This window comes from Leptolyngbya sp. AS-A5 (assembly GCF_039962495.1).
In the GTDB taxonomy this organism is placed as follows: Bacteria; Cyanobacteriota; Cyanobacteriia; order Leptolyngbyales; family Leptolyngbyaceae; genus Leptolyngbya.
In genome coordinates this window covers 81,722-99,336 of sequence record NZ_JAMPLL010000014.1, presented here as the reverse complement: position 1 = coordinate 99,336, position 17,615 = coordinate 81,722, and the positions used below count along the sequence as shown (strand labels likewise).

Here is a 17,615-nt window from a genome sequence, read left to right as displayed (position 1 = left end):
GATGAGCAATCTTTATCTCTACGGCATTTTCCCCGCTCCCGGCCCTCAAAACCTTGAACTTCAAGGACTAGACCAAAAGCCTGTTCAAACCGAAATCATAGACGGATTTGCGTTTTTGTACTCCGAAGCAAAACAAGACCGTTACCTTGCAAGTCGGCGCAATCTGCTTGGACACGAAAAAGTATTAGAACAAGCGATGAGAGCAGGATATCGCACCTTATTACCGCTCCAGTTTGGTTTAACGATCGACACTTGGGAAACCGTTGCTCACCAACTGACTGCACCGCACTCTGATCATCTTCACCGTCTGTTTGAAAAGCTGTCAGGACACCGAGAAGTCAGCATCAAACTATTTTGGGATAGCGCCGAAGAACTAAAAGCATTGATGGCGCAAGATGCAGCACTGAGAACCAAGCGAGACAGCTTAGAAGGAAAATCGCTCAGTATGGATGAGATTGTCCACATTGGGCAAGCGATCGAACAAGCGATGAACGATCGACGCGAATCGATCGTCGCTGCCTTTCAAACCACGCTTAATTCGATGGCGCTTGAAGCAGTCGAAAACGAATTGCTGACAGAAGCAATGATCTACAATGCAGCCTACTTAATTCCGTGGGATTTGGAATCGGAATTTAGTCAAAAAGTGGAATGGCTCGATCAGCAGTTCGAGGGACGTTTGAAGATTCGCTACAACGATTTCACGGCTCCTTACAATTTCGCACAGTTCGATCAGGGGTGAAGCATGGTTTTACGTTTGTTATTTGCCCCCGTGACTGGACTGGGTTGGATCGCTGAGCAAATCCAAGAGCGAGTTGATGCTGAGCTAGATCAGACCGAGAACTTGAATAAGCGATTGCTGGCGCTACAGCTTGCCTTTGATCTGGGTGAGATTCCGGAGGAAGAATTTGAAGTTCAGGAAGAAGAATTGTTGCTGGCAATTCAAGCTCTCGAAGATCAGAATTGCTCTTGAGTAGCATAGAAGAGTCGCATTGATACTCTTATGCAAACTCAAGAACAGATCGTATATCAAGGACAATTCGGAACGTTCACGCTCGATGATCACGATCGACAAGGCGTGATTGTCTACCGCACTGGACTCGCGACCGCTGCGTTGAGTTTTGCGATCGCGACCGGATTCGCTTTTCTCCAAAATTACGCTTGGATTACGCCACTCTATTTCATCTTTTGGGCAGCATTAGGAGTCAGTTTATTTACGATTCATATCTATCTCAAACCCCTGCATCTAGCACTTCAGGCATTCTGGGTAATCGGCGGAATCGCTTCGATCGCGCTCTTATTCATGAGTTCTGAGCCGTTGGGATTGTATGTGTATCAGCATCCCATTTGGATTTTTGGAGTTGGATTCACGTTCGCAGCGTTAACCGGAATTTTCTTCAAAGAGGCAGTTTGCTTTAATCGCTTTGAGACAAAATTACTCACGCCGGTCGTGCCACTGCTATTGCTTGGACACCTAACCAGATGGCTGCCAATCTTGTGGGAACAAGCATTATTAGGAGGTTGGGCAGTCCTATTCATCGTTTTCGCAATTCGGAAATCAATTCAATCTATCCCACCCGATATCGGGGATAAAAGTGTGTTTGAGTATCTCAAGACTCAGAGCTAGAAAAGAGAAAGCAATTAACAAATGCCACGCTCGACGAACAACCCAGCTCATAATCTATTAACTCTGAATACGGGAATACTGAAACTGGGGTTTTGAGGATTATTCCTTGAGTGAAGAACGCGCATTTTGGCTAGCTTGGTCAAAGGTTTCAGGAGTCGGAGCCGTTTTGCAAAAGCGAATTCAGACTCATTTTGGCAGTTTGAGTACCGCTTGGACGGTTACACCAGAAGAATTAGCAGAAGTTGAAGGCATCGGAAAGCAAAGCGCGATCGCAATCTGCGCTCATCGTCATCAAATTCAGGTCGATCGCCTCCTGCAAGACCACGAAACTCAAGACTTTCTCACGCCTGCTGATCTAGATTATCCACAGCTCCTCGCTGAAATTCCCGATCCGCCCCCGGTTCTCTACTACCGAGGTGATTTGAGCTTGATTCGAGACCTCGATCGCCAAAGCGCCGTTGCAATCGTCGGAACTCGCCAACCCTCCGACTATGGCAGACGCTGGACTCGCAAACTCAGCAAAACTCTAGCGCAGCACGGATTTATTGTGATGTCGGGCTTAGCCGACGGCATTGATGCTGAAGCTCATAGCAGTTGCCTCGAAGCAGGGGGTCAAACGATCGCCGTTCTTGGAACAGGCGTAGACGTAGTTTACCCCTACAAAAATCGCCGCCTGTATGATCAACTGCTTGAAACCGGACTGGCTCTGAGCGAATATCCTGCTGGAACCCAGCCCGATCGCGCTCACTTCCCCCGGCGCAATCGCATCGTTGCGGGCTTATCTCGTGCAGTCTTAGTGATGGAAGCCCCGATCAAATCAGGCGCACTGATCACAGCAACCCTGGCAAACGAGTACGGTCGAGAGGTATATGCGCTTCCAGGAAGTCTTGATAATCCCAGATCGGGCGGCTGTTTAGCGCTAATGAGCAAGGGCGCTCAGATCATTTTGGGTGAATCAGAACTGATTGAAGCGATCGGAGCGATTCCAGCGCTCGATCAAACGAGAGAACCCGAATCGACACAGCCCCCTCTGCTCGATCTCGCGCCTGAATTATCGCAAGTATTACAAGCCATCTCGACGATCGCTCAGCAATCTAACTATGCTTCGGCTCCATTCGATCTCATTGTTCAAACCGCAGCGATGTCTACTGCAACCGTATCCAGCTCATTGTTACAGCTAGAGCTAATCGGACTCGTTACTCAAGTTCCTGGAATGCGGTATCAAGTGCGATCGTAGAAAGAAAGGACTCATTGACGTATTTTTGCTGGTTTAAGTCGGCAGTTTCTCTGAACTTTAAACAAAAATACGGAAGTTTAGCTGATCTCGCCGCTGTAGAAAAAATCCTACAATGGGCAGAAGTTTGCGATCACCAAACGATTTAAATAGCTTCATCGGGCTACTTTAACAGCATGACGGAACAGAATCTAATTTTAATAGTGGAGAGCAACGCGACAGATATGTGCGTTCTGCTGGAGGTCTTGGAGACCGCTGGATACGAAACCTTAGCTGCAAAAAGCGGCGAAGACGCGATCACCAAACTAAGCGAGGTTGTCCCTGATTTGATCTTGTTAGCTGTAATGCTGCCGGGAATCGATGGGTTTGAGACCTGCTATCGCATCAAATCCAGTGAGACCACGGAAGAAATTCCGATCATGTTTATTACAGCTTGTACCCAGCCTGAAAATAAAGTGAGAGGGCTGACACTTGGAGCAGTCGATTACATCACAAAGCCGTTTCAGCAAGCCGAAGTTCTCGCTCGTGTGCGAACTCATCTCAGGCTGAGACAGCAAACCCGTCAGCTAAAGAAACTGAACGAGCAATTAGAACAGCGTGTGACTGAGAGAACCGCCCAACTTTCGCGATCGCTTGATGAATTACAAGCCGCTCAACTACAACTAATTCAGCAAGAAAAAATGTCCGTGCTCGGTCAACTGGTGTCGGGGATTGGACATGAGATTAATAACCCTTTGAACTCAATCACTGGAAACCTTGCCCATGCCCAGCAATATGTCCAGGATTTGCTCAATCATCTAGCGCTGTATCACCAGGTTTATCCCGATCCTGTAGCTGAGATCGTGCAAGATGCCGAAGCGATCGATCTGCCATATCTCAAAACCGATTTAATCCATCTGCTCAAGACCCTACAGGTTGCTGCCGATCGCATTGCTCACATTAGCCAGTCGCTTCGAGTTTTTTCCCGTGACGATAGCGAAAACGAGATTGCTCTGCAAATTCAGGAGGGAATAGACAGTACCCTTTTACTACTTCAGCATCGCCTAAAAGCGAATTCGCAACGCCCTGCGATTCAGGTGACTCGTAATTACGCGGACATTCCGCCTGTACCGTGTTATCCAGGACAGTTAAATCAAGTTTTTATGAATCTTTTGGCAAATGCGATCGATGCGATCGATGAGTCCCATCGGGCGAAAGATCCAGCAGAGATCGCCGCGAATCCCCATCAAATTCAGATTGTGACAGAGTTAAAGACGGGTCGGGTGGTCATTCGGATTCGAGATAACGGCATTGGGATGTCCCAAACGGTGCAGCAGGAAATGTTCAAGCCAACGTTTACCACTAAGCCCGTTGGTAAAGGAACAGGACTGGGACTCGCGATCGCCTATCAGATTATTGTGGAAAAACACGGGGGAAGCCTGATATGCAATTCTGCTCAGGGTATGGGAACAGAATTTACGATCAAGCTTCCCCTATAGAAAAATTAAGCCATAGCCTAAGAAAAATTAAGTTATAACTTAGCCAAGCAGTCCAAAAGCGTGGAGCGGACCACGACCGAGAATCATCTCAATGATCAAGGCAATCAAGCCAATCATCGCGACTCGTCCGTTCCAGACCTCAGCGGAGGTGGTCATGCCCCATTCCCACCCTTCCTGGGGATACATCTTCACTCGCTTCTGAGGGCGAGCAACTTCTGAGAAATGGACAGACGGCGCATTTAGCGCATCCGTAACCATCGTGGCTAGCTCGCCAATAAAGATTGGGTGCGTATTGAGAGCCGGAACCCGCTCAAATCGCTCAATGCCTGCTTCTTCCGCAACTTCGCGATATTCCATGTCAATTTCTTGCAGCGTCTCGATATGCTCAGACACAAAGCTGATCGGCACAACTGCGAGATCTTTTACTCCTTCTTCCGCGAGTTCTTCGAGCGCATCTTCGGTATAGGGTTTGAGCCACTCCACCGGACCGACCCGGCTTTGATACGCCAAGGTGTAGGAGTTGGGTCGATCGAGCGTCTTCATAATCAGCGCAGTACACTGTTCAATCTCGTGCTGATAGGGATCGCCTGCTTCTTCAACGTAGCTCACCGGAACACCGTGAGCGCTGAAGAAAACGTGAACATCGTCTGGATGCTCGAAGCGATCGAGTTCTTGAGCGATCAAATCTGCCATTGCTTGCAGGTAGCCGGGACGATCGTACCAAGTGGGAATAACGGTGTAGTCAATCTTTTGCAGGGTGGGATCTTCTTCCCAAAGTTGCTCTAAGAGCCGGAAGCTCGATCCGCTGGTGCTGATCGAAAACTGAGGATAGAGCGGCAGAACTACCAGCTTGTCGATTTGGTCGCGTTTGATTCTGGAAATTGCTTCTTCCGTGAACGGATGCCAGTAACGCATTCCGATGTAGACGCTCACTTCTTGACCGCGCTGGCGGAGTTGCTCTTGAAGCGCTTGCGCCTGTTCTTCGGTAATGCGGCGCAGCGGAGAGCCACCACCAATTTGGAGATAGTTTTGTTGGGATTTTTTCGATCGCAGCGTCGAAATCAACCAGGCGAGTGGACTCTGAAGCCACGGGAACGGTAGTCGAATAATTTCCGGATCAGCGAACAAGTTGTAAAGAAAGGGACGCACATCCTCGATCTTGTCCGGCCCTCCAAGATTTAGCAGTAAGACTCCTACGCGACCCATAGCTATGTTATGTCCCTTTTTTTCTCAGCTTTGTTACCGATTTTAACAATAAAATCCCTTACCCGTTGAAGCAAGTCTAAGCAAACTCAAAGAAAAATTCAAACTGCTAAGTAATCCATACAAATGTCAATTTTAATTAACAATGAGATTGGCTCAGCATAAGATGAAAATCCTTTAACATGAAATTCTTTTGATTTTCATTTCTTAGCATAGTTCAGGTATGGCAGATTTAGAGGCGCTAGATGCAAAAATTTCTCAAACTAATCAGCGACTGAAAGCCGCGCAATTGGGATTTCAGGTAGAGAGGCGAGGCATCCGATTGGCGCTGCGGGGGACGCTGCCACCGCGTCCGGGAAGTTCACGCTTGCGTCCACATCAACAGCGACTCAGCTTAGGAATTCCGGCAACTCCAGCCGGACTCAAGCAAATCGAGCAGGAGGCAAAAATTGTTGCTGCCCAGCTCATTCAGAATCAATTTGACTGGCAGGAATATCTCAGTTTTACTGACGGTAAACGCTTAAGTCAGCAATCTCTAAGTCAGCAGATTGATGCGTTTGAGCAGTATTTTTTCGAGCAGCCGCAACGATCGCTCAATCCCGCTGCTACGAAAACGACTTGGACAAGTGCATACGCCCCTTATCTGAAAAAACTGGTGACGATCGCGGCAGATGCTCCCGCCCTATCGCTAACGGAAGTCCTTTATAAAACGATTCACTCCACTGCAAATCATTCGCGCAGTCGCCAACTCTGCTGTACGGCTTTGGGCGCGTTTGCTGAATTTCTGAACCTCAAACTTCCGACTGATCTGAAAACGCTCTCTGGGCGATATGGTGCAGGTCAGACCCAAGCGCGTCAATTGCCTTCAGACGAAGAAATTCTGGCAATTTGGGAAAAAATTCCGAATCCAGCTTGGCGGTTTGTGTACGCCATCATGGCGACGTTTGGATTGAGAAACCATGAGGTGTTCTACTGCAACTTTAAAGGGCTAGAGCGGGGGGAGACTTCGATCGAAGTGCTGCCGACGACGAAAACCGGAAGCCATCAAGTGTGGGCATTTTATCCAGAGTGGATTGAGGCATTTAACCTGAGAGACATTCAATTGCCGCAGGTTGAAACCGATTTAAGTAAAACCACTTTGCGTCAGGTGGGGCAACGGGTAACAGCTCAGTTTCGCCGCTACGGAGTACCCTTTTCTCCTTACGATCTGCGTCATGCTTGGGCAGTGAGAACAATTCACGTTGGGTTATCCGATACGGTTGCTGCGAAAATGATGGGACATTCGGTACTCGTTCACACGCGGACGTATCATCAGTGGATTACGCAGCGGGATCAGCAGCAAGCGGTCGATAACGCTTTGAGAAGACGCAAAGGGAATTGAAATGGCAACGATTTTAAGAGATTTAAGCTATCGGTATCAGTGGCTGTATGACGGAATTTCAAAAGTTGCCGCATTGAGCGTGGGTGGAGAAGCGCGTTTTCGGCAGTTGGCATTAACGGGCATTGAGATCAAGCCAGAAACGAAAATTCTTGATCTCTGCTGTGGTAGCGGTCAAACGACACGGTTTTTGGTGCAGCGATCGCGCCAAGTTACCGGACTCGATGCCTCACCGTTATCGATTCGTCGCGCCCAGCAAAACGTCCCCGAAGCGGAATACATAGAAGCATTTGCAGAAAAAATGCCGATCGTCGATCGTTCGTTTGATCTGGTTCATACCAGTGCTGCAATGCACGAAATGGAGCCGTTACAATTACGCCAAATTTTACAGGAAGTTCATCGGGTTCTAAAACCGGGTGGTGTCTTTACGATGGTTGATTTTCATGCACCAACGAACCCAATTTTTGTTCCTGGATTGGCTTTATTTTTCCGGTTATTTGAGACAGAAACTGCCTGGAAATTAATCAATTTAGACCTTAAAGAATTGTTACAAGAAATCGGATTCAACGTGCAGTTTTACCAACTTTATGCAGGGGGAAGTTTACAGGTCATCCAAGCGCAGAAATAATAAGAGCGCCACCGTTGGGTAGCGCTCTTATGGTTTAGATAGGGTTAGGAAAAAGCAAATTGCTTTTTCGATAAATCAACTTTTTCTTATAGGACGGAATTATAGAAACAGCTTGTGATCTCGATGCTTTGGAAGAGGTCTTCTTGCATTTCGCTCACATGAATAAACTACAACGTGTGACCTACGAAATCGATCTACCTGAAGATAGGTTATTGCCGAATTGAATAAAGGAAAAAGCGGGAGAAAAATCCCGCCCAAAATGCTGAGTCATCGACTCAAACTTTCTCGAAAATAATCGACGGTTGATTGACCGTCACTTTGCAAAATGCCATCTTCAAGATAAGCAATGTGGTCAGCAACATCAGCAATTCGAGGATCATGCGTCACGATGAGTACCGTTCGTCCTTTCTCCTTTGCCAGCGATCGCAGCAGTTCGATTACGGCATGACCATTTTGAGAATCGAGTGCGGCGGTTGGCTCATCTGCCATGATGAGAGCAGGATTGCCTGCAAGAGCACGCGCAATCGCGACGCGCTGTTTCTGACCGCCAGAGAGGTCTCGCGGTTGGCGATTGGCGCGATCGGCGAGTCCAACCTGCTCAAGCAATTCCATCGCTTGTTGGTGGGCTGCTTTACCTCGAATCCCTTTGAGATTGAGCGCAACTTCAACATTCTCGATCGCGCTTAGGGCTGGAAATAGATTGAACCCCTGGAAAATAAAGCCGATGTTCTCCAGGCGGAATTGGGCTAACTTAGAACCGGAGAGCTTGGTAATCTCCTGACCCATGAGACGCACCGCTCCCGCAGTTGGAGTCAAGATCCCCGCTAGAATCGAGAGCAGCGTAGTTTTGCCTGATCCCGATGGCCCCATCAAAAGCTGAATATCACCGCACCGTACCGACAAATCTACTTGTTTAAGTGCTTGATAGCGCTCCCCGCCCGTCTGGTACACCATTTCGACCCCAGAGGCAGCGATCGCGCTATCCGCCCGCTCCAAACTACCGGATCGGGATTCGATCGCCCGCTCCTCAGTACGAAACATCCAATCAATCGAAGTTGCAGTCATTCTTTTAACAGACGGTAGGAAAACAGTTGAGAAGAAATAAAGTGTGGGGAGCGGTGTCGAAAACGTTCTAATTGTGACAGGGAGGGCAATTCACTAAGCCTGAGGCAAGTGAAAATCTCTACTCCAACCATAGCTAGGGTGAGGCAAAGATTTCATCCTCTAGAGGCTTAGACTCTAGATACATTTTAGAAGTTCAAATTTCGCGATCGGATGAATTCATGTGACAGTTGTGTGTACAAATGTCGAGAGTGCATGAAAAGAAGTACCATCTTCCCGTTAAGAATCTAAGAGATTATTGAAGATTTTACGCTGATCCCCGTAGTTTCAGGGAAAATTCGTCCACTTCACGCTTTAAACACGATCGCTGGATCAACCCTGGTCACTTTTTGTACTGCAAACAAGGCTGATCCAACGCACATCACCACGGTTAATACAAACATTCCGGCTCCCGTCGCAGGCGTGATCAAAATCATGATGCCTTGCGCCGCTTGTGTCCACGCACCCAATCCAAGACAGAGGGCAATACTGGGAATGTATCCTAAGACTGCCATCCAGAGCGCTTGTTCTAGAATCACGCTGTAGATTACCCAGTTTGACGCGCCCATTGCTTTGAGAGTTCCAAACTCGCGCATATGGTCGGAAACCGAGGAATAGAGGATCTGTCCGACGATCACCATCCCGACAATAAAGCCGACCGTGGCACCGAGTCCGAGGATAAAGCCAACTCCGGTACGCGTTGTCCAATAAGAGCGGGTGAGATTAGCAATTTCGGACTGAGTAAAAGCGCGGGTATTCGGTAGGGTAGCTTCGAGCCGTTGTTTTAGCTGGTTGAGATCTTGTCCCGGTTTGGCGCGAATGAGAACGAAAGAGATTGGATCTTGAACGTTGACGCGACGTGGAGAAGCGGGATTGGCAACTGGATTATTGAATCCTGGGTTTTGGTTCAAACAGGCAATTTCGCCCGCTGCCTGACGAGTACAGGTCACTCCGGTATCGGCTCCGCCGATCCCATACGCATTCGCGTTTTCTAAAGAAGTGTAGATGAAAGAACTCGAAGCGATCGACTGCGTATCTTCTGTGGTGCCGACAAATTGTGCAGGTAAGGCATTAAAGGCTCCGATCGTAGCGCGATCGTTTAACTGATTCAGTCCTAATGCTTTCACGCTCTTAGAATCGACCATGACCGTGTAGGGCTGATTCAGGGCTGAGAGGCTTCCTTGGTTCACTTGCCATCCCGCAAATATGCGGCTGTTTGGGTCAAAGCCAAAAATCCGAATCGGGTTGATCTTGCCAGTACTGTCGCGCCAAATGCTCGTTCGGATCATCAAGGCTTCGGCACGATCGATCCCTGGAATTTTTTGTGCGTCTTGGACTCGTTGGGCAGGCATCGGAGAAGAGAGTTCTAGATGCACGATGTCTTTGGAAGCGACCCAAAGATCGGCGTTGGATTGATCCACCAGTCGAGCAACGGAGCGATCGAATCCGCGCAACACTCCAACCTGAATCGTCACGAGACTGACAGCGAAGACGATGCCAGCTTGAGCAACTAGGAAGCGCGGAATGTCCTCAAACAGATTTTTGCGGGCGATCGAAGCCATAGGACGGAGAGGCAGCAGGGTGGGTCGGACAGCGCAAACACGGCGTGAAGCAGAACGATCGAGTTGAACGGTCATGGATCAGAGAATCTACAGTAAATGGTACGACCAATTTCCTGGTTATACCGTTCCCTTTAGGCGAGTAGGAGCAATCAAGTTCAAAAAGTTGTGCAACAGAAGTTTCACGCGGGTTTGGAGTCTCGCTTAAGATAAGCCGACATAAGCATTCCACTCGCCGTATGTTGTTTTCGTGACGAGTTGAAATTGGTTTCCAACTAATTCGAGTCCTTTGGTTGCTGCCTTCATTCCGAACACACGCATAAACGTGGGGAGTGCTGCAATTCCGCCTGTCATCGTTCCTGCAATGATTGCACTTGCACTGGCAGCGACTAAACACTCTCTCACTGCCAACCAGAATGTTTCCTCTGCATTCGCAGGCGGATTCACCGACAAAAACGCATGAACGGTGGTGTCACGAGTTTGCAACTGTGGAAGCGGAATCCAGCCTTGATTGTCCAAAGTAACTCGCGCTTCTGGCAATCCCGGCATACTGACGATCGGAAGCAAGGTTGACATAGGAGTTTCAATCCAAACTGAGATACTGATTGTAGCTTTGGAAATACGTTTGCTGGTGGTCTGCTTAAAACTTCGCTATTCGATTTGTGAGGGTGTAGATGCGACTAGACGAAATGAGCGATCGTGTTCGTCATAGTGCTATGCAATCCCTTCTGGGTCTTGTACCTGTGTCCATTGTGCAAAATCTGATTTGTGCAAAATCTGATTTGGTCACCGACGAGTGATGGCTTGCGAAGCCACCTTTAAGCGTTTAGCAAGTGAGGCAGTCGAACAACTTGGAGCAGGTGTAGGTGTGTCGATCGTCGGTGACTCTGGTTCTTCTGGCATTGATGTCGCACTTTATCCTGAAATGTCTTCATCCCACGGTGAAGGAATCTCAGGAATGAAGGTTGGTTTTGGTTCAGAGGGCAGTGGTGCAGAACTTCGCTCTACAAAACTTTGCTCTACAAAAGGTTGCTTTAGGGGCGAGTGGTTTGTGGTCGATTCTAGTGGGACTGAGCGTTTAGGGGTTGGCTCTGGATCGCTGACTTCGTAAGATTCGGGGGTAGCAGATTCAGAAGACGGCTCTTGCTCAACAGTTGAGGCATCAGCAGGAGGAGTTAGCTTCACTTGTTGCATCAAGGCAATCATTAACTCTGCCATTTTAGAAATACTGATCGCCCTAGCGTTATATTCCACAATGATCGACTGCGCTAGTGGACTAATTCGCACTGTTTTAACTCCGCTCAATTCTTCAATTAAGCGTTGATAATCGCTGCTTGCTTGTGGATCGGATTCGATCCAGGGCACTCGAATGCGAATGCGTCCAGAGATCGAATGAACGATTTGATATCCTACTGGTTCCAAAGGAGTTGTAATCTAACGTCAGTTGACTACATTTTAGCCTGCTGCTTTTAGAGAAAAAACCTAGAGCAGACACACTGATTGCAAAATTAATATCTACCAAAGTTAATATTCACCAAAGTCTATTATGCAGGGCATCTGTTAAGGGAAACCAACAGTTCCAGCCTGTGTATTTAATCTGCGTAATAATGGACAGGACAAATTTCTGATACAACTCGATACGTCCCAACCTCAGATTGAATTTCATCTCTTCCTAGCTTGATTTAACGATTTTAATTCCTCAATATATTCAAAAGTCAGAATGGCAGATTCAGAGGTCAAAAGCATGACAACCGTGGCGAAAGACTCAAAGATGTCCAAGAAAGATTTGGTATTACTTTCTTTCCTGGTATTTATCCCGATCGCGCTAATTGCAGAACGGCTGGAGCTAAATCCGGTACTGGTGTTTATTGCATCAGGATTGGCGATCGTTCCACTAGCGGCGCGAATTGCTCATTCGACTGAGGGCATTGCTGAGGTGATTGGCCCAACCTTTGGGGGCTTGCTCAATTCCACCTTTGGAAATGCGACAGAACTGATTGTGTCGATCGTGGCATTGCGGGCGGGGTTAGTCGACGTTGTTAAAGCCAGTATCACAGGAACGATCGTGGCAAACTTGCTCCTAGCACTGGGACTTGCAACTCTGCTGGGTGGTCTTCGCTACAAAGAACAAAGCTTTCAGCCAACGGTAGCTCGGCTCAATGCGTCATCGCTGAATCTAGCGCTAGTTGTCTTGTTAACCCCTGCGGCAATTCATCTTACTTCTACCGGCTTGCAGGAAAAGACGCTAAATGACTTTTCTCTAGTTCTTTCCGTTTTGCTACTGCTCTTTTACGGATTGATGCTGTTGTTCTCGATGAAAACGCACAGTCATATCTATCAGATTGCAGATACTGAAATTGAGCACGTCTTTGAAGGCCAGGACAAATCGCAGCTATGGCGACAAGTGGGAGTGTTGTTAGGGTGTACGATCGCGCTGGTGTTTGTGTCTGAGGTGCTGGTTTCGAGTTTAGAGAAGGCAATCTCGACACTCGGATTTACCGATTTGTTTACAGGTGTCATCTTGATTCCCATCTTTGGGGGTGCAGTTGAGTACATTACAGCCGCAACGTTTGCTGTTAAGAACAAGATGGATTTATCTGTTGCCGTGGCAATGGGTTCGAGCTTACAGATTGCTATGTTCGCTGCGCCATTGTTAGTGATTATTGGGCGGTTTCTAGGACAGCCGATGAACTTAGAATTCAATACCTTTGAAGTATTAGCGGTGGCGATCGCAGTGCTGTTAACAAATTCGATTAGCAGCGATGGTAAGTCCAACTGGCTCGAAGGTGCAATGCTACTTGTAACTTATGCAGCAGTGGGAGCAGCATTCTATTTTCATCCCTAAACTAAGCTCTATTGAGATCTGATGAGCGAGAAACCTAGCTGTAACGCTCTAGAATGCTGATCTCTGCTTGAATGAAAGCTAGTGACTTGTACACCATTCATCGGGTGAAATTGTGAGCAGTATTATTGTTTGGATTACTGAATTTGTTGTAGAAGTGATTGTAGCGACGATCGCACAGTTCTTCTCTGAATTTGTAGTTGGCTGGATTGCAGAAATGGCACAAACATACATTGCAGAATGGCTAGCTACCTTGATGACAGAGATGACGCAATGGCTGGCTGAACTTTTTAGCGGCACACAACGATAAAGAGGAGCCACTTGCAGTGGCTCCTAAGTCATGAGCAACAATGCTAAATCGCTAACAGTCTCGGCATTCGTTCAGAGCATGTTCATGCAGAAGCTTTCCTAGAAAAGAAAGTGGAAGTCGTGGAAGCTGTCTATGATCGCTGACTCCACTGAAATCGATCAAGCTGCTGTACTGACAACCTCGATCGCTGAACCTACTGCGGTTAGCATCAATAGCCATTCCATCAATCCCACGGATCACGCTGAAAGTACCCATGATAAGGGTAGTTTCTCTGCTTCGCTTCCCTTGGGAATGATGAAACAACCTGAATTAGCAAAACGTTAGGCGATTGTTTCTTTCAGCCGCAGATTTTCTCCTGCATGTATTCGATCTAACCCTAACCTCGCAACTTTAAGTGTGTAGAACGCAGGCAGTGCGATTGCTAAATAATCGATGATTTCAGGTTGAACGCCACAACCCGACCAAACGGTGCTAATATTTCCGAGAATTGTTTAACGAATTGTTCAGGATTCTGAACGTTTGTAATGATTTGTGTGGAAACTAATTTGCAAGGGTTAGAGTCACACAACTAGACAAAACCGATTCGATGCAACGATTGAATCAAGGCGATCGCAGTCGAATCGACGGGACAGTAAACGCCTCAGATTTCAGTTGACGTATCGTTTTTGAACCCAGGAGCAAACATGAAATCATTGGTTCGTTGGAGTACAACTGCGGCACTGGTAGGCGGAACCCTGCTTGCCGGATTGCAAGCACTCGCCCTGACTCCAGAGCAGATTAAGCAAAAGCTACAGGTTGTCCCTGTGTTTACGATCGCCAATAACCAAGGTGCGCCGCTGGTTGCTCAACCGCCAAACGGTCAGAAAGGAAATCCGGTGGCAGGTGTGTTTATCAGCCAAAGAGATGCCAACGCTTTTCTCGAAAACTTGAAGACAAGAAATCCAGCACTGGCAAAGGATGTCAGAGTTGTCCCCGTGTCGCTAGCAGAAGTGTATCAACTGAATCAAGGCAGCCAAGGCAAGCCCGACAAGCTTGATTTTGCCTATGTCCCGACCAAGCAACAGCTTGATTCTGCGGTAGCAATTCTCAAAGCGAGCGGTCAGAATGTGGCGCAGTTCAATGGAACGCCGCTGTTTGTTGCCCGCGCAGGTAAAGACAAAGGATTTCTGACGATTCAAGAAGGAAATCAGTCTGTAATCCCCATGTTCTTTAGCAAAGAAGACTTACAGCCCCTTGTCGATCGCTTTAAGCAACAAAAGCCGGATCTCGCTAAAACGGTTGATATCCAGGTCTTTCCGCTCGAAGGCGTGATGCAGGCGATGCAGAAAGAAAAAGATCCGCAACTCGATAAGATTGTGCTGATTCCACCGAGAGAAACGCTGGAATTTGTGCAACGGCAACAACAACAAAGACCCCAACAACCGCAGCAAAGACCCGCACCGCAACCTGCACCCAGACGTTAGAAAAAACACTGGATGAAAGATCACTTCTTGATTCCTGGGCTTCAGCTTTGGCGCTGGCGATCGACTGCGAAAAATCAGTCGATCGCGCATGACATTTCCCCGAATGAAGTCGATTGGCTCTTGCAAGAACTGGCAGGAGTCGATCGGCTTTTTTTGCGCTTGCAGCCCGATCAACCGATTCCGTCAAATGTGTCGTTCAGCGCTCTCGATCGTGCATGGCAACAACGCATCGCGGAGCGCACTCCTGTTCAATATCTTGCAGGTATTGCCCCGTGGCGGAATTTTGAGTTAAAAGTTGCTCCCGGAGTGCTGATCCCGCGACCCGAGACAGAGCTACTCATTGATTTTGCGATTGCTCAAGATTCCAGGCTCAAAGCGGGTCAGTGGGTAGATTTGGGAACAGGGAGCGGTGCGATCGCAATCGGACTGGCGTTATCGCTGCCCAGTGCGACAGTTCATGCGGTCGATCGCAGCGAGGAAGCTTTAGCGATCGCAAAATCAAACGCTGAATCGCTCAACGCAAAGATTCAGTTTTATCAAGGGAATTGGTTTGAGCCGATCACGCATCTAAAACATTCGCTCAGCGGCGTGGTTTCCAATCCGCCTTACATTCCCACCGAAACCGTTTCAACGCTCGAACCAGAAGTTAGACTGCATGAACCTCATTTAGCTTTAGATGGGGGTACTGATGGCTTGGAAAGTATTCGGCACTTGATTCAAACGGCTCCAGATTACTTAATTTCTGGCGGCGTTTGGATGATCGAGATGATGATGGGGCAAGCCGATACGATCGCAGCCCTGCTTTCAGCCCAAGGCAGCTACGATCGCATTACAATCCACAAAGACCTCGCTGGGATTGAACGATTCGCGATCGCTTACCGAAAGTAAAACCTATGTAAATAATATCTATGTGTCCTACTCCCATTCAGCCACAGCCCGGACAAGAATCTGTCTGGAATTATCCCCGTCCTCCTCGCTTAGAGCCTGTAAATAAGCGAATTCAGATCGTTTTTAACAGTGTGACGATCGTAGACACAGAACGAGCAATGCGGGTTCTTGAAACCAGCCATCCACCGACCTACTACATTCCACCGGAGGACATTCAGCAAGAGTATCTGAGTCCATCGAGTCGATCGACTTTCTGCGAATGGAAAGGACAAGGAAGCTATTACAGCGTCAAAGTTGGGGATAAAACAGCGATCGATGTTGCTTGGTACTACAGCACTCCGACTCCGAACTTCAGCGCCATCCAAAATTATGTCGCTTTTTACGCTGCTCCAATGGATGCGTGTTATGTCGATGGCGAGAAAGTGACACCGCAACCCGGACAGTTTTATGGCGGTTGGATTACGAGCGATGTCGTAGGTCCGTTTAAGGGCGAACCCGGATCTTGGGGTTGGTAAATCTCTCCGGAGGAGTCGATCGAACCCTCTATACTTACGGAAAGTATAGACAAGAGCAAAGCTTATGGAACCCAGTGCAGAAGCGGATTCACTCAAGCGTGTGTTTAGTTTACCCATGCTTGTTATTTACGGCGTGGGAGACATTCTAGGCGCTGGAATTTATGCAGTCGTTGGCAGAATTGCAGGACTATCCGGTGCTTTAGTTTGGGCTTCGTTCGTTCTTGCAATGGTCGTTGCTGCATTTACCGCACTCAGCTATGCCGAAATGGGTAGTCGATTTCCCAAAAGTGGTGGCGTTGCCTACTTTGTACATCGGGCATTTCGGACAAACTGGCTCTCAACTCTGGTGGGCTGGTTGATGTTTTGCACCTGCGTTATTTCGATGGCAACCATTTCTAGAGCGTTCGCCGGATATGTAATTGCGATCGCGCCCGGATTGCCAGACTGGTTGATTATTCTAGCGCTGTTTGCCGGTCTAACCTTCGTGAACTTTCGAGGCATGAAAGAGTCTTCAGCCTTGAATGTGGTGTGTACGACGCTCGAAGTTTCGGGGCTGATCATTGTCATCTTGGTCACATCCGCTTTTCTACTTGGAGGAAACTCGACGGTAGCAATTGCAGCAACCGCGCAACCGCCGATCGGTTGGTCAGCCGTAATCCAGGGAGCCGCGCTCGCGTTCTATGCCTTTATCGGGTTTGAGGATTTGGTGAATGTTGCGGAAGAAGCCAAAAATCCTGAACGCGATGTGCCAAGGGCGATCGTGATTGCGTTAAGCATTGCGGGTGTGGTTTACATTCTGGTTTCGTGGCTGTCGGTTCAGGTACTCGATCCAGCAGCGTTGGCTGCCTCGAAAGCGCCCTTGCTAGATGTAGTACGCCGCGCACAACCCAATTTCCCACCCGTTATTTTTACGGTGATTGCTGCGTTCGCAGTTTTGAATACAGCGCTGTTGAACTTTGTAACCGCATCGCGATTAATTTATGGAATGTCGCGTGAAGGTTTACTGCCCGCTTGGTTTAGCAGATTGCATCCAGAGCGATCGACCCCCTACCGTACATTTCTAGTGATTGTGCCGATGGCGATCGCGCTTGCTGTTTCAGGCACGATTCAACTCCTGGCGGGTGCGACTGCAACCTTAATCCTTGTGATGTTCTGTCTGGTCAATGTTTCACTGCTTGTGATTAAACGGCGCGATCCGCAGACTAGAGGATTTCGGGTTCCGATCGTCGTTCCGGTTCTAGCGCTGTTGCTCAATTTAGGTTTAATTGCCTTTGCCTCAAATGAAAGCCGCGGGTTGGGACTCGCATTTATGGCGGTTGGAGTGCTGCTGATTGTGCTGCGGGATGTGTTCATGAGAGGGACGCTCTCAGACTCTTGAGCGTCATTTATGCG

General features: G+C 48.2%; 19 protein-coding genes. 14 read left to right on the top strand and 5 right to left on the bottom strand.

All coding sequences use genetic code 11. The features are described 5' to 3' along the window. Position 1 precedes the first annotated feature (1 nt). From NC980_RS16640 to NC980_RS16620, 5 genes are all read left to right on the top strand, one after another. Complete coding sequence (locus tag NC980_RS16640; RefSeq protein ID WP_190377536.1) at positions 2 to 739, top strand: GvpL/GvpF family gas vesicle protein; 738 nt, start codon at positions 2 to 4, stop codon at positions 737 to 739. 3 nt (positions 740 to 742) lie between these two features. Further along, positions 743 to 970 (top strand): gas vesicle protein GvpG, encoded by a 228-nt coding sequence (locus NC980_RS16635; RefSeq protein ID WP_190377535.1) that lies wholly within the window; start codon positions 743 to 745, stop codon positions 968 to 970. A 30-nt stretch (positions 971 to 1,000) separates the two neighbouring features. After that, complete coding sequence (locus NC980_RS16630) at positions 1,001 to 1,624, top strand: DUF2301 domain-containing membrane protein (RefSeq protein ID WP_190377534.1); 624 nt, start codon at positions 1,001 to 1,003, stop codon at positions 1,622 to 1,624. 106 nt (positions 1,625 to 1,730) lie between these two features. Beyond that, a complete protein-coding gene (gene dprA, locus NC980_RS16625) occupies positions 1,731 to 2,861 on the top strand; it encodes a DNA-processing protein DprA (protein WP_190377533.1) in 1,131 nt (376 codons plus the stop codon). A gap of 173 nt (positions 2,862 to 3,034) precedes the next feature. After that, positions 3,035 to 4,336, top strand: a complete 1,302-nt coding sequence (locus NC980_RS16620) for an ATP-binding protein (protein ID WP_190377532.1) — start codon at positions 3,035 to 3,037, stop codon at positions 4,334 to 4,336. 39 nt (positions 4,337 to 4,375) lie between these two features. Here the strand turns inward: NC980_RS16620 and hemH are convergent, their stop codons facing one another. Beyond that, a complete protein-coding gene (gene hemH / locus NC980_RS16615; RefSeq protein ID WP_190377531.1) occupies positions 4,376 to 5,542 on the bottom strand; it encodes a ferrochelatase in 1,167 nt (388 codons plus the stop codon). A gap of 220 nt (positions 5,543 to 5,762) precedes the next feature. On the opposite strand from hemH, the gene NC980_RS16610 reads away from it, so the two are divergent. Then, complete coding sequence (locus NC980_RS16610) at positions 5,763 to 6,920, top strand: site-specific integrase (protein ID WP_190377530.1); 1,158 nt, start codon at positions 5,763 to 5,765, stop codon at positions 6,918 to 6,920. Position 6,921: 1 nt separating this feature from the next. Then, entirely contained in the window at positions 6,922 to 7,545 is a 624-nt protein-coding gene (locus tag NC980_RS16605) for a class I SAM-dependent methyltransferase (RefSeq protein WP_190377529.1), read from the top strand. A 267-nt stretch (positions 7,546 to 7,812) separates the two neighbouring features. Here NC980_RS16605 and NC980_RS16600 read toward each other — a convergent pair whose 3' ends face one another. The 4 genes from NC980_RS16600 to NC980_RS16585 all read right to left on the bottom strand — a co-directional run bounded on the left by NC980_RS16600 (position 7,813) and on the right by NC980_RS16585 (position 11,627). Beyond that, positions 7,813 to 8,610: an ABC transporter ATP-binding protein gene (locus NC980_RS16600; RefSeq protein ID WP_190377528.1), complete on the bottom strand. Its 798-nt coding sequence runs from the start codon at positions 8,608 to 8,610 to the stop codon at positions 7,813 to 7,815. Positions 8,611 to 8,954: 344 nt separating this feature from the next. After that, positions 8,955 to 10,208, bottom strand: a complete 1,254-nt coding sequence (locus NC980_RS16595) for an FtsX-like permease family protein (RefSeq protein ID WP_190377565.1) — start codon at positions 10,206 to 10,208, stop codon at positions 8,955 to 8,957. A gap of 201 nt (positions 10,209 to 10,409) precedes the next feature. Then, entirely contained in the window at positions 10,410 to 10,781 is a 372-nt protein-coding gene (locus tag NC980_RS16590) for a hypothetical protein (RefSeq protein WP_190377527.1), read from the bottom strand. Between the two features lie 339 nt (positions 10,782 to 11,120). Continuing rightward, positions 11,121 to 11,627, bottom strand: a complete 507-nt coding sequence (locus NC980_RS16585; protein WP_190377526.1) for an HMA2 domain-containing protein — start codon at positions 11,625 to 11,627, stop codon at positions 11,121 to 11,123. A gap of 349 nt (positions 11,628 to 11,976) precedes the next feature. Here NC980_RS16585 and cax point away from each other — a divergent pair, with 349 nt between their 5' ends. The 7 genes from cax to NC980_RS16550 all read left to right on the top strand — a co-directional run bounded on the left by cax (position 11,977) and on the right by NC980_RS16550 (position 17,601). After that, positions 11,977 to 13,050 carry a calcium/proton exchanger gene (cax, locus tag NC980_RS16580; RefSeq protein ID WP_190377564.1) on the top strand — a complete coding sequence of 358 codons (1,074 nt, stop codon included), beginning with the start codon at positions 11,977 to 11,979 and terminating at the stop codon, positions 13,048 to 13,050. 112 nt (positions 13,051 to 13,162) lie between these two features. Continuing rightward, the gene (locus NC980_RS16575) at positions 13,163 to 13,357 is read left to right on the top strand and encodes a hypothetical protein (RefSeq protein ID WP_190377525.1); all 195 of its coding nucleotides are present in this window, start codon (positions 13,163 to 13,165) and stop codon (positions 13,355 to 13,357) included. 132 nt (positions 13,358 to 13,489) lie between these two features. Next, positions 13,490 to 13,681 (top strand): hypothetical protein, encoded by a 192-nt coding sequence (locus NC980_RS16570; RefSeq protein WP_190377524.1) that lies wholly within the window; start codon positions 13,490 to 13,492, stop codon positions 13,679 to 13,681. A gap of 359 nt (positions 13,682 to 14,040) precedes the next feature. Then, entirely contained in the window at positions 14,041 to 14,820 is a 780-nt protein-coding gene (locus tag NC980_RS16565; protein WP_190377523.1) for a Tic22 family protein, read from the top strand. Between the two features lie 12 nt (positions 14,821 to 14,832). Next, positions 14,833 to 15,708: a peptide chain release factor N(5)-glutamine methyltransferase gene (gene prmC / locus NC980_RS16560; RefSeq protein WP_190377522.1), complete on the top strand. Its 876-nt coding sequence runs from the start codon at positions 14,833 to 14,835 to the stop codon at positions 15,706 to 15,708. Between the two features lie 20 nt (positions 15,709 to 15,728). After that, positions 15,729 to 16,223, top strand: a complete 495-nt coding sequence (locus NC980_RS16555; protein ID WP_190377521.1) for a DUF427 domain-containing protein — start codon at positions 15,729 to 15,731, stop codon at positions 16,221 to 16,223. A 64-nt stretch (positions 16,224 to 16,287) separates the two neighbouring features. Then, positions 16,288 to 17,601: an APC family permease gene (locus NC980_RS16550; RefSeq protein WP_190377520.1), complete on the top strand. Its 1,314-nt coding sequence runs from the start codon at positions 16,288 to 16,290 to the stop codon at positions 17,599 to 17,601. Positions 17,602 to 17,615 lie beyond the last annotated feature (14 nt).